Annotated in this window: 22 protein-coding genes; 4 read left to right on the plus strand and 18 right to left on the minus strand. The window is 43.1% G+C overall.

Features of this window, described 5'->3' with window-relative positions; genetic code table 11:
• Window positions 1-5: 5 nt before the first annotated feature.
• Window positions 6-530 carry a GrpB family protein gene (locus tag ACWNM1_RS18965; RefSeq protein WP_449602208.1) on the minus strand — a complete coding sequence of 175 codons (525 nt, stop codon included), beginning with the start codon at window positions 528-530 and terminating at the stop codon, window positions 6-8.
• Complete coding sequence (locus ACWNM1_RS18970; RefSeq protein ID WP_449602209.1) at window positions 527-1,750, minus strand: MFS transporter; 1,224 nt, start codon at window positions 1,748-1,750, stop codon at window positions 527-529. The genes ACWNM1_RS18965 and ACWNM1_RS18970 overlap by 4 nt, the downstream gene beginning before the upstream one ends.
• Before the next feature lie 176 nt (window positions 1,751-1,926).
• Here ACWNM1_RS18970 and ACWNM1_RS18975 point away from each other — a divergent pair, with 176 nt between their 5' ends.
• Together ACWNM1_RS18975 and ACWNM1_RS18980 are read left to right on the plus strand one after the other, a co-directional pair.
• Complete coding sequence (locus tag ACWNM1_RS18975) at window positions 1,927-2,706, plus strand: GNAT family N-acetyltransferase (RefSeq protein ID WP_449602210.1); 780 nt, start codon at window positions 1,927-1,929, stop codon at window positions 2,704-2,706.
• Window positions 2,707-2,730: 24 nt separating this feature from the next.
• Entirely contained in the window at window positions 2,731-3,036 is a 306-nt protein-coding gene (locus ACWNM1_RS18980; RefSeq protein WP_449602211.1) for a DUF4190 domain-containing protein, read from the plus strand.
• An 86-nt stretch (window positions 3,037-3,122) separates the two neighbouring features.
• Here ACWNM1_RS18980 and ACWNM1_RS18985 read toward each other — a convergent pair whose 3' ends face one another.
• The 13 genes from ACWNM1_RS18985 to ACWNM1_RS19045 all read right to left on the minus strand — a co-directional run bounded on the left by ACWNM1_RS18985 (window position 3,123) and on the right by ACWNM1_RS19045 (window position 21,195).
• Window positions 3,123-4,307, minus strand: coding sequence for a response regulator transcription factor (locus ACWNM1_RS18985; RefSeq protein WP_449602212.1), 1,185 nt, complete (start codon window positions 4,305-4,307; stop codon window positions 3,123-3,125).
• Window positions 4,288-6,069 (minus strand): cache domain-containing sensor histidine kinase, encoded by a 1,782-nt coding sequence (locus tag ACWNM1_RS18990; protein WP_449602213.1) that lies wholly within the window; start codon window positions 6,067-6,069, stop codon window positions 4,288-4,290. Before ACWNM1_RS18990 ends, ACWNM1_RS18985 begins: the two co-directional genes overlap by 20 nt.
• 77 nt (window positions 6,070-6,146) lie before the next feature.
• Entirely contained in the window at window positions 6,147-7,070 is a 924-nt protein-coding gene (locus tag ACWNM1_RS18995; protein ID WP_449602214.1) for a carbohydrate ABC transporter permease, read from the minus strand.
• 17 nt (window positions 7,071-7,087) lie between these two features.
• The gene (locus ACWNM1_RS19000) at window positions 7,088-7,981 is read right to left on the minus strand and encodes a carbohydrate ABC transporter permease (protein WP_042188566.1); all 894 of its coding nucleotides are present in this window, start codon (window positions 7,979-7,981) and stop codon (window positions 7,088-7,090) included.
• A 76-nt stretch (window positions 7,982-8,057) separates the two neighbouring features.
• Entirely contained in the window at window positions 8,058-9,431 is a 1,374-nt protein-coding gene (locus tag ACWNM1_RS19005; RefSeq protein WP_449602215.1) for an extracellular solute-binding protein, read from the minus strand.
• Window positions 9,432-9,621: 190 nt separating this feature from the next.
• Window positions 9,622-10,812 (minus strand): Ger(x)C family spore germination protein, encoded by a 1,191-nt coding sequence (locus ACWNM1_RS19010; protein ID WP_449602216.1) that lies wholly within the window; start codon window positions 10,810-10,812, stop codon window positions 9,622-9,624.
• On the minus strand, window positions 10,805-11,908 hold the full coding sequence (locus tag ACWNM1_RS19015) for a GerAB/ArcD/ProY family transporter (RefSeq protein WP_449602217.1): 1,104 nt from the start codon (window positions 11,906-11,908) through the stop codon (window positions 10,805-10,807). The genes ACWNM1_RS19010 and ACWNM1_RS19015 overlap by 8 nt, the downstream gene beginning before the upstream one ends.
• A 37-nt stretch (window positions 11,909-11,945) precedes the next feature.
• Window positions 11,946-13,616: a spore germination protein gene (locus tag ACWNM1_RS19020; RefSeq protein ID WP_449602218.1), complete on the minus strand. Its 1,671-nt coding sequence runs from the start codon at window positions 13,614-13,616 to the stop codon at window positions 11,946-11,948.
• A 172-nt stretch (window positions 13,617-13,788) separates the two neighbouring features.
• Window positions 13,789-15,993 (minus strand): DEAD/DEAH box helicase, encoded by a 2,205-nt coding sequence (locus tag ACWNM1_RS19025; RefSeq protein ID WP_449602219.1) that lies wholly within the window; start codon window positions 15,991-15,993, stop codon window positions 13,789-13,791.
• Window positions 15,990-17,309, minus strand: coding sequence for an ATP-binding protein (locus ACWNM1_RS19030; RefSeq protein ID WP_449602220.1), 1,320 nt, complete (start codon window positions 17,307-17,309; stop codon window positions 15,990-15,992). The genes ACWNM1_RS19025 and ACWNM1_RS19030 overlap by 4 nt, the downstream gene beginning before the upstream one ends.
• Before the next feature lie 15 nt (window positions 17,310-17,324).
• The gene (locus ACWNM1_RS19035; protein ID WP_449602221.1) at window positions 17,325-18,938 is read right to left on the minus strand and encodes a TerB N-terminal domain-containing protein; all 1,614 of its coding nucleotides are present in this window, start codon (window positions 18,936-18,938) and stop codon (window positions 17,325-17,327) included.
• 195 nt (window positions 18,939-19,133) lie between these two features.
• Window positions 19,134-20,336, minus strand: coding sequence for an MFS transporter (locus ACWNM1_RS19040; RefSeq protein ID WP_042193977.1), 1,203 nt, complete (start codon window positions 20,334-20,336; stop codon window positions 19,134-19,136).
• A 91-nt stretch (window positions 20,337-20,427) separates the two neighbouring features.
• Window positions 20,428-21,195: a DUF1836 domain-containing protein gene (locus tag ACWNM1_RS19045; protein WP_449602222.1), complete on the minus strand. Its 768-nt coding sequence runs from the start codon at window positions 21,193-21,195 to the stop codon at window positions 20,428-20,430.
• A 113-nt stretch (window positions 21,196-21,308) separates the two neighbouring features.
• Here ACWNM1_RS19045 and ACWNM1_RS19050 point away from each other — a divergent pair, with 113 nt between their 5' ends.
• Window positions 21,309-22,634 (plus strand): hemolysin family protein, encoded by a 1,326-nt coding sequence (locus ACWNM1_RS19050; RefSeq protein ID WP_449602223.1) that lies wholly within the window; start codon window positions 21,309-21,311, stop codon window positions 22,632-22,634.
• A 35-nt stretch (window positions 22,635-22,669) separates the two neighbouring features.
• Here ACWNM1_RS19050 and ACWNM1_RS19055 read toward each other — a convergent pair whose 3' ends face one another.
• From ACWNM1_RS19055 to ACWNM1_RS19065, 3 genes are read right to left on the minus strand one after another with little or no spacing between them, the layout of a single operon-like run.
• Window positions 22,670-23,203, minus strand: coding sequence for a GNAT family N-acetyltransferase (locus tag ACWNM1_RS19055; RefSeq protein ID WP_449602224.1), 534 nt, complete (start codon window positions 23,201-23,203; stop codon window positions 22,670-22,672).
• 24 nt (window positions 23,204-23,227) lie between these two features.
• Window positions 23,228-23,656 carry an N-acetyltransferase family protein gene (locus tag ACWNM1_RS19060; protein ID WP_449602225.1) on the minus strand — a complete coding sequence of 143 codons (429 nt, stop codon included), beginning with the start codon at window positions 23,654-23,656 and terminating at the stop codon, window positions 23,228-23,230.
• Between the two features lie 25 nt (window positions 23,657-23,681).
• Window positions 23,682-24,038, minus strand: a complete 357-nt coding sequence (locus ACWNM1_RS19065; protein ID WP_375103045.1) for a VOC family protein — start codon at window positions 24,036-24,038, stop codon at window positions 23,682-23,684.
• A 158-nt stretch (window positions 24,039-24,196) separates the two neighbouring features.
• On the opposite strand from ACWNM1_RS19065, the gene ACWNM1_RS19070 reads away from it, so the two are divergent.
• Window positions 24,197-25,543, plus strand: a complete 1,347-nt coding sequence (locus tag ACWNM1_RS19070) for a TrkH family potassium uptake protein (RefSeq protein ID WP_449602226.1) — start codon at window positions 24,197-24,199, stop codon at window positions 25,541-25,543.
• Window positions 25,544-25,584 lie beyond the last annotated feature (41 nt).

Here is a 25,584-nt window from a genome sequence, read left to right on the forward strand (position 1 = left end):
ATGGGTTATTTCATGGCTTTTGATAAAATCGAGGTGACAAACGCTGTCTTTCCTTCACAGTAAGCATCCATATCGTAGCGATGTTGTTCTGCCAAACGCTGTTTGACTTCTGCATATGCTTGACGCGCTTCCGTATTTGAACAGAGATAGTCTCTAAAAGCGATATGCTCCAAATACCCTTTTCCATCCTTAGGGCATACATACAGATGATATTTCATGAATTCGTCCGCTTGACGTCTTTTGAAGGCTTCCCTGCCTTCGATTCCCAAGTTCCCTTGATGTTCATAACCATGCTGTTGTAAACGTTCTATGATTTGTGGAAGTACATCGTAGCTATCCATTACAAGATCAAGATCTATGATGGGTTTAGCAGCGAGTCCTTCAATGGAAGTACTCCCCACATGCTCTATCGTAATAATGAGGTCGCCAACATAAGATAACAACTGTTCTTTTATTCTATCGAATTCTACCTTCCACTCTGGATCATAAGGGACGACTTCTACGACTTTCGTCTTCTGAGCGATGCTCACGCACCTCCTGCGTTGAATGTCTTCTTCTCAATTCCTCTATAGACTATCCATATGCATATAGCGGCCACAATTAGTATTCCACCCATCAGACAGACGCCACTCCAGCCCCAATGCTGCCATGCAAAGCTTCCAAGTGTTGATCCAATAGCTCCACCTGTAAAAGTGCTAACCATAAACACCGTATTTATTCGGCTGCGCGCCGCCGGCTCAAGTGCATAGATCCGTGTTTGGTTACTAACCTGTGACCCTTGTACTCCAAGATCCAGGATAATAACACCGGCAATCAGGCTCCAAATTGTAAATCCAGCTAAACCGAAGAATCCATAAGCAATCAATGTCAGCAATAGTAGTATACCTACTATCTTTTTCGGTGCGATCCTATCAGCTAGCCTACCGATAAATGGAGCACCCGCAGCACCTGCTACACCGATCAACCCAAACAAGCCTGTGATAGAGCTACTATAGTGGTAAGGTTCACCTTCTAGAAAGAAAGCCAGTGAAGTCCAGAACACGCTGAAGCCACCAAACATACAAGCACCAATCAATGATGCTTCACGAAGCGTCGAATATCTGCGAATCAAATTCCCCATTGATTTCAGTAGATCTGAATAGGATGAATTATTTTCTGGTTTCGTCTTTGGAATTAGTTGGTATAAGATAAGGGATAACAATAGCATTATAACTGCGGCAATCCAGTACATGGCTCTCCAGCCGAACATATCTCCTATAATTCCGGATATTGTTCTTGCCAGCAAAATGCCAAAAAATAGCCCGCTCATTACGGTTCCAATAACCTTTCCTCTTTCTTCTGGCAAAGCGAGCTCCGCCGAGAGAGGAATGATAACCTGCGGCACGACCGTAGTTATGCCAATAGCAAAACTGGCGATATACATCCAAATAAGGTTCTGAGCTGTAGCGAAACCAACAAGTGATAATGATACAGCAATAAGAAGTCCGGATATTAGTGTTCTTCGTTCACGAATGTCGCCCAACGGAACAAAGAATAACATCCCAAGCGCATAACCGATCTGAGTAAGCATCGATACATATCCCACTGCGTTAGAGGATGCATGGAATGTTCGTCCTATATCGGCCAAAAGGGGCTGATTGTAATACATATTTGCGACGCTTAATCCTGATGCAATGGCTAAAATAAGTATGAATTGTTTAGTTAGGCCTCCTCCTACACGAACTGCAGCGGGTGTGATAGATTGTGTCATGAAATTCTGTGCCTCCGATTACGTATGCTGCATCAAACAGCAAGCTTTATTTTCCTAATACATTATAGCAGTCACTGTCAAGCTGACGTATTTCTGCGATATAATAATTATCCTAGATATAATGATCTGCATAAGTGCAATTACTATTGAAATATATTGAGTGGGGAGTAAATAACATGCACCAGAATGACCGAATTATGACCAGATTGCGCAAAGAACCGTTGAAGAATGTCAGTTTATTAAAAATGTTAACCTCATTCCATGAAGTCATGGAGTCTCATCTTGTGGAGCAAGGAAATCAATGGGGTGTTTTATTGCTTCTTCCTGCTTCAGCGTACGCATATGATCATAGAGTATATCCTCAAGCGGATTACATCGTATTTATGGATTACAGCAGCCCAGATGTATTTCCGGCTCTGTTTCAATTGTTGCCTCCACAAGCAAAAATTGTTTTTAAACTGCAAGACGTGAACTATAAAGAGGCATTATCATCACATTTTTCAATGGAGAAAGTCCGGGGGTTCTACTCATACAGTACAGCTGAGGGACAAATCTTTCCAAAGGACGAAGAAGTTGTTATCAGTCATGTGGTTGACAACAGATTAATTCCGCTGTGGGCCGCTAATCATTACACGAAAGACGAAATAGAAGACTATTTTCAAAACGGGGCTTTCTCCGTGTCAATTTTCCTAGACAACAATCCGGTCAGTACCTGCTTAGCGTTCCGTAATGAAGAAACCATCTGGGAAATCGGCGCTGTACATACTTTAGAATCCTCTCAAAGAAACGGGTATGCGAAAAAGGTGGTCCAAACCGCCATACAAGAAACGTTAGAACGAGGGTTTATTCCACGCTATCATGTGCTTGAAACAAATCAAGCTTCCATCAGACTAGCTGAATCTATTGGACTCATTCCTTGTGTACAGCTTGAACACTGGATTAACTACATCCAATAACACGCTTGATAGGAGGTGATTTGAATGAGTTATGGGCCGAACGAGAATCAAAAGTATTATCCTCCCCCGTCCCCACCAACACCGATGAATGGCAAGTCAATTGCTGGTTTCGTTTTAGGAGTACTTTCCATAATTGTTCCTTATATCGGATTTTTGTTAGGGATTATAGCGGTTGTTCTGTCTGCCCTATCCCTTAAAGAAATACGGATTCGGTATGAGCAAGGAAGAGGCTTAGCTATTGCGGGTCTGGTATGCGGGATTGTCGGCACTTTACTTTACGCCATATTCATTTTATTTTTCGTTATTTTTATATACGCTGCTTCTAGTTAACCATACTGATCTACACACAAAAAAAAGATCTCTATAGCCACCCTAATGGCTGCAGAGATCCTTTTTCCTTTCCTATGAACAGAAATTCAGTAGGTTCCGTTATTAAGCTGCTGACGATACTCCGTAGGAGTTACTAGGAACCGCTTGCGGAACATCTGTGTAAAATGTCGCATGTCCTGATATCCAATACGTTCGGCGATTTCTGCCACCTTAAGCTTCGAGTTCACTAGCAGCAGCTTCGCTTGCTCCAATCGTAAGGATGTCACGTATTCTTTATAGCCTTGACCCGTCTTCTGTTTAAATAATTGACTGAAGTAGACCGGATTCAGAAATACAACGGAAGCAATCTTTTCCAAAGTAAGGTCTTCGAAATAGTGTTCTTTTACATATTGCAATGCGATGTCGATGGCTTTTTCGCCACTACCTTTCACTGGCGTTAAATCCAACACTTGCGAATTCACTGCCTCTCTTAAGCTCGTTACGATCTGAGGTACAGTATTTATATCGTAGCTAAGTCCGGATTGTACCATTTGGAAGGGTGTTTTTAAGTACTGCTTTAAATAGGTCCTTCCATCTTCCAGAAAAGATTCTAATCGAGCGTCTTCTCTTAAGGTGATTAATCCCAGCAGACTCTGGCGGTCATAGCTGACCACAAAGCCACGCCCATCTCGTTCTATCAGCTCAGTTAACACATTTTCTACAATAAAATGTTCTATCCGAATGTTTTTATCACCCGCATCCATTTGTAGCAAAATCAAATAGAAGCATTGATGGTCTTCTATTAATTGGCTGATGTCTAAATTACCGAGATTAAAACCAGAAGCGAGCCTTTGAAATACACCTTCTCTTAAATATTTCAGACTTGACCTTAATCGGTCTTCATCTTTAATAAGCTTATGATCCTGCTCTATTTCTAGCGATAAGTTACTAATAATCTCAAGTAGCTTGCTTTTGCCGATCGGCTTAAGTAGATAATCTCTCGCTCCAAGACGAACGGCCTCCTGCGCATAGGCGAACTCACTGTGTGCAGAGATGACCACCCATTTGACATAAGGATACCGCCGCTTAGAAATCCTCATGAACTCTAGGCCATTCATACCGGGCATAAGAATATCTGTTAAGACGATATGGATGGACTGTTCCTCCATAATCTTGACAGCTTCTTCTGTCGACGCAGCAACATGTACACAATAATCTGGATAGATACTTCTTATAGTGCGCTTAATGCCTTCTCGGATCACCCGTTCATCATCAGCTATGAGAATGTTCACGACTATGCTCTCCTTCCTGCGGAATCGGCAGCATGATAGCAACCTCGGTTCCTTCTCCAGGTAAGCTTCGAATCACAAGACCATAGGATTCTCCGAACATATGCTGGAGCCGCCGATGCAGATTTTGAAGACCGATCCCCATTTTTCCATTTTCTTTCGTTGTAGGTCGATCCAAGGATTCCACCAGCGCCTTCAGCTTCTCTGCATCCATACCTTTTCCATTATCTTGAACGACGATGTTCAGCACTCCAGTTTCTTCAAGTATACTCACCTTCAGAATTCCTTGACGATCGAGCGATTCCAAGCCATGTTTTACAGCATTTTCAATGACCGGTTGTACAGTCATCTTGGGAAGGCGAACCTCAAGCCATCGTTCATCTATATTTATCTCAATCCGTAGACGACCTTCCAGCCGGATAGAAATAATATTTAGATAGTGCCCGATTTGTTCCAGTTCTTCTCGTAATGTGACTTCTACGTCAACTTCCCAATGACTGCTGTACCGGAACATCGAAGATAGCGAGAGAACAAGTTCTCCCAGTTGCTCATTCCCTTCCTCATCCAGCATCCAATAAATCATATCCAGAGTATTGTATAGAAAATGTGGGTTCACTTGAGATTGTAAGGCATGAAGCTCAGCATTCTTCTCACTGACGGAAGAAAGTTTTACCCGCTCGATTAGTTCTTCGATTCGGCGAACCATCCGATTAAACGAAGCAACAAGAATATTAATCTCTTGATAAGATGAAACATTCACCATTCCCCGAAAATTACCGATCTCCACTTGCTTCATCTCTCGAATCACCTTTTTAAGCGGCAAAGAAATCGTTCGTGAAACAATAGAAGCTATCAAAGTAGAGACGAGAACAAGAATCGAAAATACAATGAACAGATAACGTTTCATCTCTACCAACTCTACATTTAGGTCGCGATTAGGAGTGATACTAAGCACCCACCAACCTGAGAAGGACAGTTTAGAAGCGACAAGCAGACGATTGGCTGTCTGTTCGACCACAACATTCTGGGAGTTCTGTAAAGACGGGAGCTGAGTTAAATCAGGTTCCTGATCTTCGGCAGAGGATACGAATCGTCCATCCTGCGACATTAAATACACCTGGCTATGCTCACCCAGCTTCACATTATCCAACGCATCCAGAACAGGCTTCGGATTCGTCTCGTACAGAACAATGCCAATCGGTTTGTGTTCATTGAGATCGTAAATCTGACGGCCGAAGGCAAACACAGGACTATCCTCCACTTGATCGATAAGAGAATGTTCATAGACGCCGAGCCAGACCATTTTACCGGAGGAAGATTGCAGCTGATGGTACCAATCTTCCTTCATATATTCGGGATCAACCACATTCATATAGTTTCCGTAATTATAGATCTTACCTTTATCTGTAATGACATGAATACCTACGAGATCATCCCGAGAATAAAATATAGCTCCTAAAATATTGGTAATCGTCTGTTCATTGATGTAAGCTACCGCGGGCTCTGTGCTTGTCTCATTAATCAAACGTATCAATTCAAAGTTATTGCTGAGTGATTTAGAGAGACTATCATACCCTTTGTACAGTAAGCTGAATAGATCCGCTGTCTGAGCGACATTCTTCTGCGACAAATCACTTATTTTCTCATGAAACTGTACGGTTGTCCGGTTGTAATAGAGCAGACTCACAATTAATAGAATGCTAGACATACAAAAAAGAAACAGCAAAAACAATCGATGGTGGATGGAATGAAAGCTGTTTCTCAAAAAGGCTTCCCTCCTCAAACTCATCTGTCCTGCTGCTTCTTCATTATAATTCCATTATTGTAATTTGCAATATAGATTTATCCTTTTACTGCGCCCGCCACCATTCCTTTTGTAATCTGATTGGATAAGAAGAAATAGATTAAAATGACGGGTAACGCACCCATCACTAGAAATGCACCGATATTCCCATAGTTTACAGAATACTGACTAACGAATGTGTACACGCCAAAGGGCAAGGTCTTCAATTTCTCGGAGGAAATGAAGGTGGCCGCTAAGATATACTCGTTCCAAATGTTGATGAACGTTAGAATACACACAGTCATTACCGGTGGTACGGATACAGGAAGAATGATCGTGCGGAAGATCCGATATACGCTCGCCCCATCAATAAAGGCTGATTCTTCGATTTCATGCGGAATGCTCTTCATAAAGCCACTTAATATGAACACCGCTATAGGGGTTGAAAAAGCAACATAAGGCAATATGAGCGATAAGTGTGTATTCAGAATATGCATATTTTTGAAAATGATCATCAGCGGGAGCAAAGTGGCCTGCATGGGAATCATCATCCCCATTAAGAAGATCGTCATGACCAAGTTGCCGTAACGCCAACGGAACCGTGAGATCGCGTAAGCTACCATTGAACTAAGCAGGATGACGAAGATCATCGTTACACCGGTAACCACTACACTGTTAGATAAATACTTTAGATAGCTACCGGACTTATAAGCCTCGCTATAGTTATGCCACTGAAATACTTTAGGAAATGAGAAAAAACTTCCTCCCAAAATCTCTTCATTGGTTTTCAAGGAATAGAGCATTAGCCATAGAAGAGGATATAGCTGGGTAACGACAGGAATCGCAAAGAGAAGATACACGAATCCTTTCTTAAAATATAAGAACGTCTGAGTTTCACGGAAGACATTATTCTTATATTTCTCGCTTAAACGCTTACCGTCCTTGTAAGGACGCTTTGGGCGTTTATGCTTGACATTCCGCATGATCGCGCACTCCTTTGCTAACTGAATTTTTTCTCAAGCTTATTAAAGATAGTATTAATGCTAGCAGTAAACACAAGGCACAGTATGACCAAGAACGAAGCGATAGCACTACCATATCCATATTTAAAGGATAAGAAAGAACTGTTGTACATATGTGTGGAAATAACATCTGTAGCATGAGCGGGTCCACCGGCTGTCATGACCATAACGAGATCAAAAGCCTGCAAAGACCCTATAAAAGCGAGTACGATAGATATTTTAAAGATTGGAATAATCAGCGGAAAAGTAATATATCGATCGGCTTTGAATCCGTCAGCCCCATCAATCTTTGCCGCTTCATACAGCTCATCCGGAATATTCTGAACACCAGTATATTGAATCAGTAAATGGTAGCCGAAATATTGCCAAAGAGATACTGCATAAAGCGCGAACATCGCAATTTTAGGTTCTGTGATCCAATTGTGAGTCCAGCTATCCAGCCCAAGAGAGATCAGGACGCCATTCAACATCCCGCCCATGGAGACAGGGTCATAGATCGTTTTCCAGAGCTGCCCAATGATAACCACCGATAAAATAACCGGCGTAAAGTAAATAGAAACTAAAGTGTTTCCTTTTCTCACATACCGATTTAGAAGGATAGCCATCAACAAACAAAATGGAATTTCCACCATAGAAGCCACAGCATAGAGTAACGTTCTCTTTACAGATGGCCAAAACACTGGATCATGAAAAAACATCTCTTTGAAATTAGCAAGTCCAGCAAATGTTTTCGTAGTCGTAATTCCGTCCCATTGTAGCAATCCTGTATAAAAGGAAACTAGGATAGGAGCAAACACCAAGCACACATACAAAAGCAGGCAAGGTAACACGAAGACGGCGATTGTGCGCGCTGGAACCTTTAGTACCTTCATTATTTCCGCCCCCTAGAATGTAAACACGATGCGAAGAAGCGTTTAAGCACCCTCGCATCGCGTTTTCGAAACCTTCTTATTTATTAGCTTCAAATGCGGTTTGATGTTCTTTAGCTACTTGAGCGGAATCCACTTTTTGAACAAAAAGATTTTGGATACTGCTTAGATGGACTTGTGCCGTAGCTGGGTTCATGGTGTTGTCAAAGGCCAAGTCGCCACCTTTAACCTGATTGAACAATCCTGAAATGTTGATCGCCAGATCAGAATATCCTGCGCCCTTCAGGTCCCCATCCACTTTTTGACCAATCCCTACAGCATTTTTAAGTTCAAATTGTTTTTTAGGAAGATTCAGTGTAAAGAAATTCAAGAAATCTTTCGTTTCTTGTAAATGCTCACTGTTCGCAGAAATCGCAAAAGCGCTACCTGGTGCGAGCATGAATTCATTTGGATCCCCTTTACCATTAACGCTTGGGAATTGGAAGGCTCCTGCTTTACCAGCGACTGAGGAAGCGTCAATTGCACCTGTTTCCCATGAACCGATAACCCACATAGCAGCTTTACCGGATTTGAAGATATTACCACCAGCATTAGCATCGATGGAAGTTGCTCCATCTGGGAATGCACCTGCTTGCACGAGGTCTTGGAAACGATCTACAGCTTCTACGAAAGCAGGATCTTCAAATGTTTTTTTGCCATCAAGTACGTCTTGAAGGAAACCAGGTCCTCCATTGGTGCGAAGCAGGATATTCATGAACAAGAATGAACCCGTCCAGGAATCTTTCTCACCGATCGCGATTGGTGTAATGCCTTTTGCTTTCAAGGTTTTTACATCTTGGAGTAATTCATCGAATGTTTTAGGAGTGTCTGCGATGCCCGCTTGTTCGAAGAGTTCTTTATTATAGTAGACTACCTCGATGTTATTACCATCTGGCAGCGCATAAACATTACCATCGAAGCTGTAGTAATCAAGTAGACCTGATTGATAAGTGTCTTTCAGTCCATTTTGATCCAGCATGTCATTCAGAGGAGCAAACAGCTTTGCATCAACGAAAGGTTTCATTTGTGCAGCCGGGTTAACGATCGTGATATCAGGAATTTCTTTGGAAGCGGCTTGTGTTTTTAATTTAACCTTTTGCTGATCCGTATTTAAAGTATCCAGTTCGATGCGAATGTTAGGGTTTTCTTTTTCATATTGGTCAACTAATTCATGAAGCATCTTATAAGAAGGTGTTGCTGGATCCGGGTAAATATTTTGAAAAGTAATCGTGACCTTCTTACCGCTTTCGGTTTTTGTAGTTCCGGCATCTGGAGCATTCGTAGCTGTATTCCCTTTCGACTCTGTAGCGCCTTTACTCTCGTTGTTGTTTGAATTTCCACACGCTGCCATACTTAAAACCAAAGCTGCTGATAACGCAATTGTTGAAGTTGCCTTCATTTTTTTGCTGACCATTGTTTGACGCCCCCTATTTTCGTTATAGGCTTATTATTGTACTGTTAAGCGCTTTCAACAAGGTGTCAAATTTAAGATATATGGTTTGTTTTTTCTAGAAAAATACAATATATGTCCGAACATAACGAAACACCCGCTAATTCGGGTGCCTCGAATAAAAATATTTTCGATATTCTGTCTGAAAATTCGTTCAATCAGATGTTGAACCAAAATCGGTAATTTTAAGCTTTAAATCAAAGGTCACTGGAATCCGAGTAAATTCCTCGTCCCAATGATCCTTAATCTGTTTCCAGACATGCGGCTTTTCAATGCTGTACCAATCACTGAATCCTGCTACCTCCACCTTGTAAGTGGACTGCATCTTATGGATAAGACTATTGATATGTTGGGTTAATTTCTCTTCGAATATCTTCTCTAGTTCTTTGAAGTAACCAACACTTGAGGAATGCTCTTTCACATTCCAATCCTCTATTAGTCGTCCAGTGGACTCAATTGCAACATGAAACGATATCTTCTTATCATCGGTTTCATTCAGTGTAATCTTGCTCTTAACGGATTTAATCTCATAAGTAATCGAGTCATTCGACTGATCATATGCTTTAATGCTCCCGCCTTTTATATCTCCCTTGATCCAGGCAATACTCTCCACATCATGTTGGTCGAGATTACCGATCCAATGTCCTGTATCACCCTTGATAATACCCGCTCCAGAAAATTTGACCTCACCTTGTGCCTCTATAACGTTCTGCAACACAAAGCTTTGTTTGGAGTACATCAACGCATCTAGATTCGATAATGTTATACCCTTCATAATTTTACTAGTTCTGAAGTTGTTACGAACCATCTCCGCCAGTCGAAAAGAAGGAATCTCTTCCTCAGTCGTCATAAGCGTATCAGAAGCACGCCCTTCGCTAAGAAATATGAGACAACTGGGACGAATATCGTTATCTCGCAGTACAAAATCCATTATTTGTCTGATCTTCTCCTGTTGCACTAGATCCTCTGATATGACTATGACTTTGAGGTGATGGCCTATAATCGGACGGTTCTGGCGAATGGAGAACTCACGGAATATTTCAAGCAGAGAATCCCCTGTTTCTGAAATATTGTTAAAATGGGTTTTGGGTGTTTCGCCGTCTTTGCCGGAGTTTCCGATTGTTCTTTCAGGCACAATTTGTACGGTTGCCGTAACCTTATTATGCTTTTGATAGCTTCCTCCGCGTTCATCGAATTCCCGCTCGAGCGAATTAGGTTCCCCCTTGTCAAGCGCCAATCCCGTAAAAACACTCAGGTCTTCAATTTCTTTACTACTCCAACAGCCAGGCTGCGTAAGCAGAATCATGAATATTAATAGTAAGTGTATAACCCTCTGTCTAAACATTCTGCTTGAGTCCTTTCTTCCTAATGAGTAATACAATTGACAATAACAGTGGCAACAATATAAAGATCAGCACACCCATATAGCCAATCGAATCACCAAGACTGAAGACATCATTGATGCGTTGCGGGATCATCGTGCAGATGAAGATTACGGGCATTAGGGCGAACATCACCGGATGGATTTTCAGGTTGAACACTTGCGAGATTCCAAGTGACGCATTAAAGAAAAAGCTGCAAAAATTACAGAACATCTGCATCAGCCAGATGACCAGCAGCGGAAATTCAAATCGTTCAAAAAAGAAACCTGAAATTTCAAAGCTTCGTACCAAATCTATCGTTGGCCAGGTACTGGTGATTACAGAATTAATAGTCAGGCCGCCAATAACCATCACAACAGTAACCAGATATAGCACCAGCGGGATGCAGAATCCGACCATCATCCCTTTGACCGCTTCCTGCGGATGCTCCATAATAGCCGTCATTGTCATTACAACTTCACAACCAGTAAAGATCAGGATGCTCGACTTCATGCCCCGAACGACCGGCATCAGACCTTCACTCATAAAAGGACGCAAATGCTGGATATCAAAAATCCTGGTGCTTAAAATAAAACAAATGATCAAAATAAAGATACTGATTGGAAACACAATCTGAAACACGCGGGCAATGGAATTAATCCCACCGTACACCAAGTAAGTACCAACCCAGATGAACGGCATCACGATCGCCCAGATTGGTGTCCCTTCCAGAAGAAAAAACAATGTTACTTCCGCCAGTACACGGATTTCGAATCCCGCAATCACAATAAAGTACAGAATCAACAAAGAACTCAGTACACCGCCTGGAAGATTTCCAACAATTTTTTTAGAATACTGAAAAACAGTTTTACCTGGAAATTGCTGGCTAAGCTTCACCATAACCATTATCACTATAAACACGACAATACCACCCAGCACCACAGAAATCCAGGCATCTGGAGTCTTCACAGCTTGGACAATATCTCTGGGCAAGGTCAGAATTCCAGCTCCTAGCATCGAATTCGTCAATACTATGGCAGCCTGCGAGGTTGTGATCTTGTCATCCGTACGTTTGAACACTGTGGTCTCCCCTCTGCTCCTGATAAGAATACATTCTCTAGGATCTGCGCTTTTTCTTTTGGGTCTTCAGCATCTCTGGTCTTCGCTTCATGATGGATAACGGCGCACGGACGAATAAATCCTTCCAGTCACTTCCCCGGAAAGGCGAGATAGGGGTGATATAAGGAACCCCGAAGCTTGAAAGTCGAGTCAGATGACTGCAAATCAGCAGAAAAAATAGGATGGTTCCGAACATGCCCAGGACCGCCGCAAATAACATGCCTGCGAATCGTAAGATCCGGAGGGTAATGCCGGCACTGTACATTGGTATGGAAAACGAAGAGATCGCTGTCACGGCTACGACAATTACTAGAAAGGGACTTACAATACCGGCCTGTACCGCGGCATCTCCAATGATCAGACCTCCAACAATTCCCATTGCCGGACCTATGGGCTTCGGCAGACGAATTCCTGCTTCACGTAAGATTTCAATAGAAATCTCCAGAATCAACACTTCAATTAAAGCAGGAAAGGGTACACCTTGGCGTGTTTCGATAATGGAAATCGCCAGTTGTGTAGGAATTAGCCCCGGATGAAAGGAGATAAAAGAAATATACAGCGCCGGGGCTAACAGAGCCAGAAATGATGCGCAAAACCGTAGCACCCGTAATAGTGTTCCTGGAAACCAGCGCTCATAGTAATCCTCGGGAGACTGCAAAAGCATACTGAACGTCACCGGAACAATAAGTGCAAACGGTGTGCCATCAAGCAAAATTGCAACTCTTCCCTCTAATAAGGAGGCAATCACACGATCGGGTCTTTCCGTGTTCTGTGTTTGCTGAAACGGACTTAAATAATCATCCTCGATTAGCTGCTCTACATAACCAGATTCCAGAATGAAATCCATATCAATTTTGGAGATTCGGTCTTTTACTTCCTGTAGCAGATCAGGATTTACAATGTTTTTCATATAAGCGATAACCAGATTCTTCTTGATTTCGCTGCCCACTTCAACCCTTTTCATTTCCAGATTCTTATTGAGTCCTTGGCGCCGTAGCATAGAGGTATTCTCGCTGAGCACTTCGGTAAAGCCAATCCGTGGTCCCCGTAGTAATGCTTCCGAGGTCGGCTCAGTAATAGCGCGCACTGCTCCATTTGGAAAGCCAACCAGCAGCATTTCACGCATTCCCTCTACAATCAGTGCAGTGTAGCCAAACAGGACAGACTCCTGCAGATAGTCCAAATCTCCGGTTTCATTAAGCTGAACCAGCGGGAGCATATTCTGTTTCATATAGGTGTATATTCCTTCTGAAGCCTGCATTTCACCGGCAAACATCAGATTTTGCAGCACCTGTTGATTGATTAGCTCTTCATCCTGCATTCCCTCTACATAGACCAACGTGGCACGTGCCTGAATACTTTTAATTGAGAATTCACGGAAATGCACATCACTGTTTTCCCCCAATGCCGTTCTTATCACTGTTAGGTTGGCATCATAGTCTTGGGTAATCGCTGTAGACACAGGATGCTGCTGATTCGCTTCCTTGTTGTCTGCCTTCTTCAGTTCCGGATCCTGAGATTTAGCCCCTGATTCCTTGGAACGTCCGCTTCCAACATAAAAATACAATTGCTTGTAAAGATAATAAATCCCTATGGGAAAGAGCAGCGTGATCGCCGCCTGCATGAAAATTGTCCAATCCGGAATATAAGAGACTATTTTAGACCACATCGTTATCATCCTTTAATAGGAATCTTCTTGATACTATTCTCAGACTGCCTAATATTTATACAACTTTTGGAATAGGAGGAAAGTCTAGATCGGCGCAAGGGGATACATGTTGCTGTGCGTCCGAACATAAAGAGACGCCCGCATAAGCGGGCGTCTCGATTATAAATATTTACTATAGTTGCTGTGGTTGCCGCCATTGTTTTAGCACTTCTAGCAGCCCAGGAACATCTAATCCGTCCAAAGAAAAAGCTTTGCGCAGCAGCTCATGCGGGATGAACTCGTCATACTTTCCGAGGTAGGGTGCTTCATCTGGAGATAACAATGTTAAAGGATCAGCGGCAGCCATACTCTCAGCGATGATCTCCGCTTCCAGCGTATCTGCATCTGTTTTGCCTGCAACCACCATATAATAAGGTTCCATCGGCACAATAGAACGAAGACCCTGTGAGCTCTTCAAATTGTTCTTGAGAAGGCGCTCTAGTGTACGGAATTGCCGACTACCCGCCCACGGTAAGATAAACATCGAATCTCCACCTGCTGGCATAACGGAACGTTCAAGCATTCCACTTTCCTTTGCTAAACGACGAGCTCGTTCAAGCCGCGCAGCCGCACTCGGAGCAAGATACGGATACAAGGATGTTGCGCCTAACACTTCACGTATTTTGGTCATAATTCGTGTATGCACATCCCCGCCCGCTCCAAGCCACAACGTATCCACTTTACCGCGTGAGGTTTTTACATAAACAGCTTTATGTCGATTATCGACCTCTTCTACCTTCCAGAGCTTCCCCGCCAGAGTAAAACAGTAACCCGGTGGTGGTACAGTTGTGATCGAGCCAATCTCTTCAGTCCCGTTATAGACAACATGCTCTTCATCGTCTTTGAAGACTGCGTAGAAGCGGAAGTTGTTCACGATCTTCTCGCCCGCCATCCCAATAATCAAGCTGCCTTCATCCATCCCCTCGATTTGTCCCATGCCCAGCATATAAGTCATGAAGGTATCGTAGTCCACAGGATCAATGCTATTGAAGGAAGGTAAGCTTAGTACAGCCTCCTTTAAATCCTCCGGCTCCGCCTCCCCCATACTCTTCAATATGCTCATCGTCTGATGGTATAACAGACCGACTGGCAGCTGGCGCACCACCAGTGGTTCAACCCACTTCTCGCGCACATATAGCTCAATAACCGCTATCGCTCGAAGCAGCGTCCAAGGCATCCGTGCCGGAAGCTGCGCTTCCTCATCCTCTTCCTCGGGAGTGACAAAGATCATCTCGGATGCGGCGTCACCACGCCTACCCGAGCGACCGAGTCGCTGCACAAAGCTTGCGCAGCTATAAGGAGCGCCGACCTGGAGCACCCGCTCCAGCTCTCCTAGATCAATGCCCAGCTCCAGCGTCAAAGTCGCTGCCGCAACTGCAGGTCCGGAGCCTTGCCGCAGCGCGGCTTCCGTCTCTTCGCGGAGCATTGCGGAGATGCTGCCATGGTGAACGTGAAAAACATCCCGTTCACCACGCTTCGCGGCCGTTCTCCGCAGCTCAAGGGTTGCCGTCTCCGCATCCGAGCGGCTATTCGTAAAGATCAACGCTTTCTTAAGATGCGTATGATCGTAAATGAAATCGTAGTAAGACTGCTTCGCGCGTTCTAAATGCTCCGCCTGCACTTCATCCCGTGCATCAGGGAAAGAGAAATGCTCCACACTTAAACGGAGCTTACGCCCGCCCTGTGGAGCGGACACCTCTACGCTCTCCCTTGTACCTGCCGCCAGCCACTCCGTCACCGAAGCATAGTCGCTAAGCGTAGCCGATAGACCTATTCTACGCGGATGACATCCTGCCATTCGTGAGATTCTCGCCAGCTGACTCAGAACCTGAATCCCCCGATCAGCACCCATAAAAGCATGCACCTCGTCAATGACAATATAACGGAGATCATGGAACAGCGCCGGGATAGCATTCGGACGGTTCATCAATAGTCCTTCAAGCGATTCAGGGGTAATCTGTAGCACGCCGGAAGGATTCTGCACCAGCTTCGTCTTATCGGCTTGCGGAACATCCCCATGCCAGTGCCACACTGGAATATTGCCCTCACGGAGCAAATCGTTCAGCCGTGTAAATTGATCGTTAATCAATGCTTTCAGAGGAGCGATATACAGAATACCAACCGAAGCGGAAGGACGTTCATACAGCTCAGTAAGCGCTGGAAAAAAAGCCGCCTCTGTCTTACCGGAAGCTGTACCCGAAGCAATCAGTAAGTGATGCGGCGTATCAAACAGCACACGACAGGCATCCACCTGTGCCTCACGCAAAGTCTCCCAACGGTTCTTATAGATAAACTCTTTAATAAAGGGAGCCAGCCTATAAAACGGATTATTACTCATAATTCAAACTCCGCGAGGAATCCATCTAACTCATTATGTTCAGTATCGGCAGGGTTAGAGGTTCGTTCGCCCACTAGCTTCTCGAAAGAGATCTCCGGATGCTGGTGTAAGGTGTGAAGTAGATCCATGAAATCACGCACCACTTCACGCGGAGTCAAGAGCTCGTCTGCCCCTAATCTGCCCACAGCTTCTTCCATAAAATGAACCAATTGTTCCTGTGTTAACTGTGCTTCGTAACCATAATGAAGGGCATGGATATCTCTAAGCTTTTGCAAAAGGATCAAAATTTCTTCATGTGAGAGCATGTCCAGTGCAATAATAGGCCCAGTATAATTGTTCAGACCTGCTGCGCCGTATCTTCCTGCAACTAATCTTGAACGCAGCGCTTCATAACTAAATAATCCACGCCGTCCATCCTCCACAAATTGCGGAGTCCCCCCTATAAAAATCCCTAGGCTTTCTGCCTTGCCTTGCATCGTATCGTTGAACATCGTAAGCAGCTTTTCATAGTTACTCTGACGCGAGATACTGTTCGTGATTTTGTAGAGGTTGACGCCTTCGTCTATGAACAGCAGCAGTCCTTTATAACCGATAGCAGAAGTGAATTCCGCCCACAGCTTCATATAATCATACCAATTATCATCATCAATAATCACGCCAACACCAAGTGCTTTTCGTGCTTCCGTTCGAGTAGCGAATTCACCTCGTAGCCAGCGAAGGGAATCCTGCTTCAATTCATCGTCAGCGAGCTTATGGGCATTCCAATAAGAAGCCAGCACTTTGGCAAAATCAAATCCATGCACCAAACCGCGCATTTCGGAGGCTACTGCATAGATTCGTTTCTCTACCTCGTCTCCAAGCTGGGGGTGATCAGGGCCATATTCATTCTCTTGCATCACAGACTGCTGAAGCGTAATGATCCATTTTTGCAAAATAATCTCCAGAGCGCCTCCATCTGGACGCGTCCGGGTAGACAAATGACTCATCAGCTCTCTATATGTAGCAAGACCTTGTCCTTTGGTTCCCACTAATCTTCGTTCAGGGGATAGATCCGCATCGGCTACTACAAAATCCCGATCCATCGCATAATTACGGATCATCTGCAAAAGAAAGCTTTTGCCGCTACCGAATTTGCCTGTAATCAGCTTAAAAGCAGCTCCACCCTCCGCAATATTATCCATATCTCTCAATATCGCTTCAATCTCTGGCCGGCGGCCAACGGCTATATGTTCTAGTCCGATACGCGGAACCACACCGGCTGTCAGTGAATTGACTAGCGCTGTCGTCATGCGTTTGGGTATTTTTAAACCGTTCATCCAAAGTTCACCCCATTAAATATTAATCAGATAAATTTTATATTCTTCTGCAATTTCTTCACCATCTATGATCAAATCACCTAGAATATCCATTGCGATATCATTGATCTCATCAATCAAGAGTTCTGACATCGTGCCATTTGCAGCCGCTATCTTCTGTATGTTTTGTGTTCCGTCTTCGTTCATTAACGCAATCAGAGCTTCGTGTTGGAGTGGACTTAAAGCATTAGAGAACTGCTCCCACTCCGTATCTACGTTAACAGATTGAATTTCTTCTATAGCTAATTCAGGCTCAAGAGACTGAAGCGGTACAATGATTTCATCTTCAAATTCTTCAAATTCTTCAAATTCTTCTTTTTCTACTACTTCTTCAAGCTCGGATTCCTCATTAGTAATCACAAAACCGCTATCCTCAAGTTCTTCCAGCACATTCATTTCCTCAACCGTAAGCATGGTTCGTACAATCTCGGAATCACTCTGCAGCCTTTCAAGCTTCTCACGATCAATAACTACTGCCGGCCCCTTATCTTCCTGTCTCTCTTTCTCAAATTCCCGCTTCAGAAAACGAGTGATAAGGTCATCCATGTCCGCATCCACATTAACCCCTTTGAGCCGCCCTCGATACCCCAGCAGTTCCCGTAATTTATTCTCAGTCAAACGGAATAGCCTAGTAATCAAACTGCGAAGGGGTGGAGATTTACTGATACGTACAACCGGTATAAGTACAGAATAACCATACAGCGAAATATCATATACGGCACTACGGAATAAATAACGCTCCCGCATTACTGAGGGGCCTGGTGGGAACATTTCAACCAAATTCGAGCCATGTTTCCGACTGATATAAGCGTTGATTAATGCCACGACCTGTGGAATATATCGTTCGAGGGCTTCTTTACCTTCCCCCATATAAAACTTAGATTTACTAATATCATAGTCCGACATGGCTGTTAATACCGTAAAGGTTAACAGTTCAGGAGCTACAGTAAGACATCTCTCTAACTCTAGCTCTGCCAAATCTCCGGCAAGACCGCGTGAACGAGCAACGATTAAAGATAGAGGCACATCCAAATGATGAACAAACGAGAAGTCCGCGATCCAACCACCCAAATATTGATCCAGACGTTTATAATTTTCACGATAAGCTTCCCAAATTTGACTGAGCTGCTTATAGCCATCATAAGGATCTTGCCAACCTACACCATTAATAAGCTCATATACGTGCAGAAAAATATATGAAAGATCCGTTTTCGGATATCTACCCTGTCTAACTTCATTGCGCCAATAAAAATACCATCTACTTTGCGTGCCCGTCATATGACCATACGTTGGCCAGTAACTCTTAAAAGGAATAAATAGCGCCGAATCCTCGGTTCTATGTTCCAACTCCTTCGCTCTAGCTACAAACTGACCTTCGGTAGTTGTCACAGGCTCCGGCGTGTCGGTCTCAAGATCCCAAAGCTGAAGCTGTAAGGAAGGTTCCGACGACGCTTTAGGCTTCCCTACATTTGCAGTAGATAATTTTGGCAGCGCTGGTTCTGATGAATTTCGCGGGGGAATAGGAACATTATGTTCCGTACTTTCCCAGACTAATTCCGTGAAATGAGGCTGATTCCTATCCTTACTCATGTTCGATCGCTCCGTTCTTATAAAAGAAGGATTAATGCAAGCATAACGCCTTCTTTGCGGGGGCCCTAAATATATAGTAGTTTCTAATGTTAAAAAAAACGGCCCTGTTCACAACTGTGAAGGAACCGTTTTGTTCTTATTAAATTTTAGCATTGTTGGTAGATTAACATCAAGTATGTAATGAAGAATTATCCTTTACAGAAGCTCCGTTCCCTTTGTCTCTTTTCCTAGGAAGAGCACCGCTAACGCACCGATAATAATCGTTACAAAAAATAACATGAAGATCGAGCCAATCGCTATAGATTTACCTACCAGCACCCCTACTAACAAAGGAGCGATGATGCCACCAATCCGGCCGAAGGAAGTCGCTAAACCAGCGCCTGTTGAACGAATAGTTGTTGGGTACAACTCTGGTGTATAAGCGTACATACCACCCCATGCTCCGAGATTAAAGAATGATAAGCAGATTCCAGCAGCCATCAGCATGCCTTCTGTAGTTGCATTTCCGAACCATGCCGCACTAACGGCAGTGAACAGCATATAGATGACCAGGACAAACTTACGTCCGAACTTCTCGATGAAGTAAGCGGCAGTAAAGTAACCCGGCAGCTGAGCTAACGTCATGATAAGCACGTATTCGAAGCTTTTAACCAAGCTGAAGCCTTTAAGTACCATAACTGTAGGTAGCCATAAAAACATCCCATAATATGAGAACACTACAGTAAACCATAAAATCCACAGCATAATCGTAGAACGACGATACTCGGGTGACCATACCGTTGTGATACGTTTTTTCAAGGACACAGGCGCCTTCTTGATCTCTGCAAACTTCGGTGAATCGTCTATAGCACGTCTTAAGTAAAGAGCGTATAGAGCGGGAACAGCACCAATACCGAATGCTACACGCCAGCCATAATCAGGAATAACAAAGAATGCAATTAAAGCAGAAGCGATCCATCCAACCGCCCAAAAGCTCTCCAGCAGCACAACCGCACGGCCTCTCTCACGGGCAGGCATACTTTCAGACACTAGTGTTGAAGCGACGGGCAGTTCCCCGCCTAGTCCAAATCCAGCTATAAACCTAAGAACACAAAGTATTCCGAAGCCTGTTGCAAAAGCTGATAACCCACTCGCAGCCGAGAAAATTAGGAGTGTCCATAGAAGTATCGGTTTACGTCCAAAACGATCGGCTAATATCCCTGCCGCAGCAGCACCCACAGCCATGCCCACGGAGTTAATACTTGTCAATATACCTATCTGCTCCGGTCCCAGATTCCAATCCTTGGCTAAAGCCGCTACAACAAAAGAAATCATCCCGACGTCCATTGCGTCGAACATCCAGCTTAAGCCTGCACTGAAGAGTAATTTCCTTTGCTTCGGATTCCGCAGCAGTGTCATTTGATTCACTTCTAAGCCCCCTCATATCCAACATATATCTTATGAAACTTACTTTTGATTGTTTCACTTATACATTTTAAAATTGAAGCGTTCAAAAATCAAGAAATAAAGCTGCATTAAAGTATTGTCTAGCAAGGGATTGAAAATAACAGGTCTGAACAGCTATCGTGGCTATCAGAAGTATGTTGCGGACAGATTCTCTCTGAGATCTCGTAAGATGCGTCAACCGATTGATCACACGATCTGTAGAACTTCTAAGCAGGGAATCTTCTTTCCAGGAGAACTCCTTGTGTAAAAGTTGATCTACTTTACATTGGGTTTGTATGGCCCCATTGCTCTTGATCTCTTCAAAAAGTCCAGCATACGCAAAATACAGCTTTGCCGGTTCTATGAGATCATCATCGTCTCGATCTGGCTTTAAGAACATCAGTTGGAATAGCTGACGAATACTTTCGAAATTCAGGGCCGATTTGAGATCATCAATCATAAACAGAAGTGCTGCCTGATTAACTGAATACTTCTTTCCCTCTCTTGGAGAACCAAGATACTCCTTAAAATCGCGCTTCACCCAGTTCTGCATAGTCGTCACAGTCAATGTGGAATACTCTATAAGATGGCCTAATGAAGCAATTTCACCGAGTGAAAAGCCTTTAACATTATCGCCCTTAATGATCTTTTGTAAAATGGGTGGAACATCTGTAGATAAAAAAGCGGGTAACGAAGTCCCCTTTTGTACTTCATCAAGATGAAATTTAGTCCATGCCTCTTGGAGGATATTCAGCGGTTTCCGGTCTGATAATCCGGTCAATGAGAGCAGAAGACTGGACATCTCCACACGTGTCAATGCAAATGATTCCATATCTGTTTCCCTCCACCATTTGATATTTCTCTGAAAAGTTCGTAGAATAGTTCATAAGAACTCATAATATGAGTATAACCTATTTTAGGAACGAAAGGGATGGTAAAGATTATATGGGTATAGGACTTAGTTTGACGTTGGTGGCTATTTTGATTATTTTAACCGCTTTTTTTGTAGCAACGGAATTTGCATTGGTGAGACTTAGAGGTAGCCAGATCAGTCAAATGGTGATTGAGGGAAAGAAGAATGCGTTAGCTGTTCAACGAGTGTCTGCTAATCTTGATGGATACCTATCCGCGTGTCAGCTTGGGATTACGATCACAGCTCTGGGTATTGGTGCACTAGCAGAGCCGGCGTTTGAGCAGTTGCTCCTTCCGGTATTCGACTGGGCTAATATTAGTTCAAGTGTGAGTCACCCTCTTGCATTTGCATTCGCATTCATCATTGCAACATTCCTGCACGTCGTTGTCGGGGAACTTGCTCCGAAGACAGTAGCTATAAACATTCCGGAAAAAATCGGTCAAATTACATCACCGCTGATTATTTGGTTCTACAGAATTTTGTACCCACTCATTTGGTTTATGAATGGTTCCGCAAATCTGCTTGTTCGTCTTTTCGGGATGAAGCCTGCCAGTGAGCATGGAGACGCTCATAGTGAAGATGAGATTCGTTTGATCTTATCCGAAAGCTATGAAAGTGGAAAAATCAATAAAGCTGAATATGGCTATGTCAACCGTATCTTTACTTTTGACGAAATGTTGGCCAAAGAAATCATGGTTCCACGAACGGATATGGTATGTCTTTTCACCAATCATTCATTGAAAGAAAATTTCGAGATTATTCGTAAGGAACAATATACTCGCTTCCCGGTTGCTGAAGGCAGCAAGGATAATATCATCGGAATGATTAATACGAAACAGCTTTATTTGCAATATGACAACAACCCTGATTTTGATTTCAAAGGCTTGATTCAGCCAGTCCTAACCGTATCTGAGGTAACACCTGTTAAGAACCTTTTAACACGTATGCAATTGGAGCGGGTGCATATCGCCCTGCTGCTTGATGAATATGGCGGAACGTCTGGACTCATCACGATTGAAGATATTTTGGAAGAAATCGTTGGTGAAATTCGAGATGAATTTGACGGTGATGAGCGCAGAGAAGTTGAGAAACTAAGCGATACAAATTATCTGTTCGATGGTAAGGTATCTTTAATCGAGGTCATGGAGCTTACCGGTCTTGATTTTGAACATGAGGAAGTGACAACGATTGGAGGCTGGTTATACAGTCATATCCCAGATCCGGCCGTTGGCAAAAGTATTGTACATGACAACGTAACCTTAATCATTCGTGAAATGAATAGATACCGTGTACGCAAGGTTGAGGTCATCATTGAGACCACTGGTGACACTGAATCGTCAGAGCTTGAGAATTCATAAGCTTTTAATCATAAAAAAAGGATAGAGTTATCAGATTAAATCTGATCCTCTATCCTTTTTTCTTTTATCAAAATCTTACTCATGTAATATTCATCTACCCATTGGCCATCGATTACAAGTGATTTTCTTTTCGTCCCTTCGATCTCAAACCCATTTTTGATATATAGCGACATAGCTAGCTCATTATGGGTCATAACTGTTAGCTCAAGTCTAACAATTTCAGTATCCCTAGCCCATCTATCCATCTCTCGGAATAGAGCCGCGCCAATCCCCTGACCTTGATATTGTCTTAGAATGCCAATGACTATGTACGCACTATGGCGATTGCGTCTAACACTTCCACCTCTAATCGACATAAAACCGATCAATGAGTTATCTGCCTCTGCACCAATAAGGATTGAAGTATCTGCTGAAGCGAAGCTTTCGATCATCTCTTTGACCTGATGAAGACTGGATTGTCGTTCATCAGGTTCTAATAACATAAATTTCGTTTCCTGATCCAACTGATGCTGTAGACGAAGTAATTCCTCTGCATCCTCTGGAATCAGCACTTTAAGGGTTACCATCATCTCATCACTTCCAATCATAAATACCTATAAGTACTTTTTGAACAGCTTACTGGAGCTGCTATTGTATCCAAGATGTTCGTAAAATTGATGTGCATCTTCCCTTCTGACCGCACTCGATAACATGATCTTAAGGGCTCCCCTAGTGGTGGCTACATGCTCAGCGTATCTCATTAATTTTGCTCCGTGTCCTTTCCCTCTCACCTCTTGTGCTATGATAACTCTTTCAATGACAGCAAAGGGTCGATCGTAACATAAAGCATCCATACACAAATGAAGATGAAGCGTCCCAACAATAGTTCCTTCTTCTTCGCACACATAAAGAAAGCTATCCGTATTCTCAGCGATTCGCTTCAGTCGTTCCGGTGACACTTGAATAGCTGTTTGCTCAGGTAACAACATTCGATAAAGAATTTCGATATACACAGCGTCTTCAGGAACAGCCTCTCTAATCATTTGTTTCTTCCTTTCTTACTTGATCTTAACAACGACAGACCATGATCACATTCCCATCAGGATCTTTAAAATTAAACCAATGGTCATGCTCGATATCCGTAAGAATCTCTCCGCCGTTTGCTTTCACATAATCATAAGCAGCATCAATATCTTCAGTATTTAGATGAAAAGAGGGAATATTAAGAACGGATTCAGAAGTATAAATTTTGCTGTCTAATACGATTTCCGGTCCCTGCATGGGGATCACGTATAAATGCCCGAATAATACTTCACCATCCAAAGGTAACCCAAGCAATTGACAATACCATTCTTTAGATTTCTCAATATCCTTTACCGGAATAAAAACCGCACCAATCTGATTCAGAATCGGACTTATCACCATTAAGAAAGCCTCCTCTTTAAAGTTGCAGAATAGGGTGTTATTCTAGAATAATTCGATAAAATATGTCAATTCCCTCCCTCCACTTAGGGAAGGTGTGGCAAGTTATGCTATAATTTTGTGAGCACTGCTCTAATTTCACGTATGACAGGAGAATTAATTTGGCTAACCTGAACTTCGGTGGATTAAAATTAACTCCACCTAAAGTCTTATCACTAGGTTTTGTAATACTTATCACTGCCGGAACTTTTTTACTTAGTTTGCCGGTTGCCTCAGTAGAAGGACACATTTCTTTTATTGATGCGTTATTCATGGCAACATCTGCAACCTGTGTTACAGGTTTGGCAGTCATTGATACGGGCACACAGTTGACTACTTTTGGACAAGTTGTTCTACTCGTATTATTTCAGTTTGGGGGATTGGGTTTTATTACGATGGCCACCTTGATTACTTTGGTCCTTAATAAACGAATATCCTTTAAAGAGCGAATTCTTATGCAAGAATCTATGAACCAGAATTCCATGCAAGGTATTGTCCAGTTAATCCGCAGAGTCCTGATCTATTCCCTTGTTATTCAGCTCACAGGTGCCATCGTGTTTGCCGGTAGGTTTATGATGGATATGCCTTTCGGGAAAGCGCTATATTATGGGATTTTTCACAGCATATCTATTTTTAATAATGCAGGCTTTGATTTATTCGGTGACATTCATGGACCCTTTAGTGGACTTACTCGTTTTGTAAATGATCCTATAGTGAATTTCACCTCAATGATCCTCATCTTTCTTGGTGGGGTCGGTTTTATCGTCCTATCTGATGTTTTTGACTTTCCAAAACGCAAAAAGCTTACTCTACATTCTAAGGTTGTTCTTTCGACCTCTATGATATTGATTGTCATTGGGGCTGCTCTATTTTTCTTACTAGAATTTAATTCTACGCTGAAGCCCTTGAGTGCAGGTGGAAAGATGATGGCTACATTTTTACAAGCGATAACACCACGTTCAGGTGGCGTCACTACAATTGAAATTCCACTTATGCGGGAATCAACGCAATTTCTAATGATTCTGCTAATGTTCATAGGGGCAGCGCCTGGATCTACTGGTGGGGGAATTAAGATTACTACGTTCGCTGTTCTAGTGGCTGCGGTTTCTGCAAGACTAAGGGGTAAAGAGGATATTGTAATGTTTCGTCATCGGATTGCCAAAGAAAATGTCTACAGAGCCGTGACGATGACATTGATGTCTCTAATGTTAGTGGTCATTGCTACGATGTTGTTATCCGTGACAGAAAAGGCTGACTTTCTTGCTGTACTCTTTGAAACCGTATCTGCATTCGGGACTTCTGGTCTCTCCATGGGACTTACTCCAGAATTGACTACGGCGGGTAAAGTGCTCATTATTTTTCTAATGTTTCTGGGTCGGACAGGTCCGCTTACTCTAGCTTATGCACTCAAACCTAAGGGTAGTAAGGAACTTTACAGATATCCTGAAGGTAAGATTACAATCGGATAAGGCGAGATGTAACCAGCGGCAATGAATATTGCCGCTGGTAA

The organism is Paenibacillus sp. Marseille-Q9583 (genome assembly GCF_976954365.1).

Excerpts from the sequence above, each read along its gene's own strand:
- ACWNM1_RS18970 (WP_449602209.1), bottom strand. The coding sequence starts at position 1,750 with ATGACACAATCTATCACACCCGCTGCAGTTCGTGTAGGAGGAGGCCTA.
- ACWNM1_RS18975 (WP_449602210.1), top strand. The coding sequence starts at position 1,927 with ATGCACCAGAATGACCGAATTATGACCAGATTGCGCAAAGAACCGTTG.
- ACWNM1_RS18980 (WP_449602211.1), top strand. The coding sequence starts at position 2,731 with ATGAGTTATGGGCCGAACGAGAATCAAAAGTATTATCCTCCCCCGTCC.
- ACWNM1_RS18995 (WP_449602214.1), bottom strand. The coding sequence starts at position 7,070 with ATGCGGAATGTCAAGCATAAACGCCCAAAGCGTCCTTACAAGGACGGT.
- ACWNM1_RS19000 (WP_042188566.1), bottom strand. The coding sequence starts at position 7,981 with ATGAAGGTACTAAAGGTTCCAGCGCGCACAATCGCCGTCTTCGTGTTA.
- ACWNM1_RS19005 (WP_449602215.1), bottom strand. The coding sequence starts at position 9,431 with ATGGTCAGCAAAAAAATGAAGGCAACTTCAACAATTGCGTTATCAGCA.
- ACWNM1_RS19010 (WP_449602216.1), bottom strand. The coding sequence starts at position 10,812 with ATGTTTAGACAGAGGGTTATACACTTACTATTAATATTCATGATTCTG.
- ACWNM1_RS19020 (WP_449602218.1), bottom strand. The coding sequence starts at position 13,616 with ATGTGGTCTAAAATAGTCTCTTATATTCCGGATTGGACAATTTTCATG.
- ACWNM1_RS19025 (WP_449602219.1), bottom strand. The coding sequence starts at position 15,993 with ATGAGTAATAATCCGTTTTATAGGCTGGCTCCCTTTATTAAAGAGTTT.
- ACWNM1_RS19030 (WP_449602220.1), bottom strand. The coding sequence starts at position 17,309 with ATGAACGGTTTAAAAATACCCAAACGCATGACGACAGCGCTAGTCAAT.
- ACWNM1_RS19035 (WP_449602221.1), bottom strand. The coding sequence starts at position 18,938 with ATGAGTAAGGATAGGAATCAGCCTCATTTCACGGAATTAGTCTGGGAA.
- ACWNM1_RS19040 (WP_042193977.1), bottom strand. The coding sequence starts at position 20,336 with ATGACACTGCTGCGGAATCCGAAGCAAAGGAAATTACTCTTCAGTGCA.
- ACWNM1_RS19045 (WP_449602222.1), bottom strand. The coding sequence starts at position 21,195 with ATGGAATCATTTGCATTGACACGTGTGGAGATGTCCAGTCTTCTGCTC.
- ACWNM1_RS19050 (WP_449602223.1), top strand. The coding sequence starts at position 21,309 with ATGGGTATAGGACTTAGTTTGACGTTGGTGGCTATTTTGATTATTTTA.
- ACWNM1_RS19055 (WP_449602224.1), bottom strand. The coding sequence starts at position 23,203 with ATGATGGTAACCCTTAAAGTGCTGATTCCAGAGGATGCAGAGGAATTA.
- ACWNM1_RS19060 (WP_449602225.1), bottom strand. The coding sequence starts at position 23,656 with ATGATTAGAGAGGCTGTTCCTGAAGACGCTGTGTATATCGAAATTCTT.
- ACWNM1_RS19065 (WP_375103045.1), bottom strand. The coding sequence starts at position 24,038 with ATGGTGATAAGTCCGATTCTGAATCAGATTGGTGCGGTTTTTATTCCG.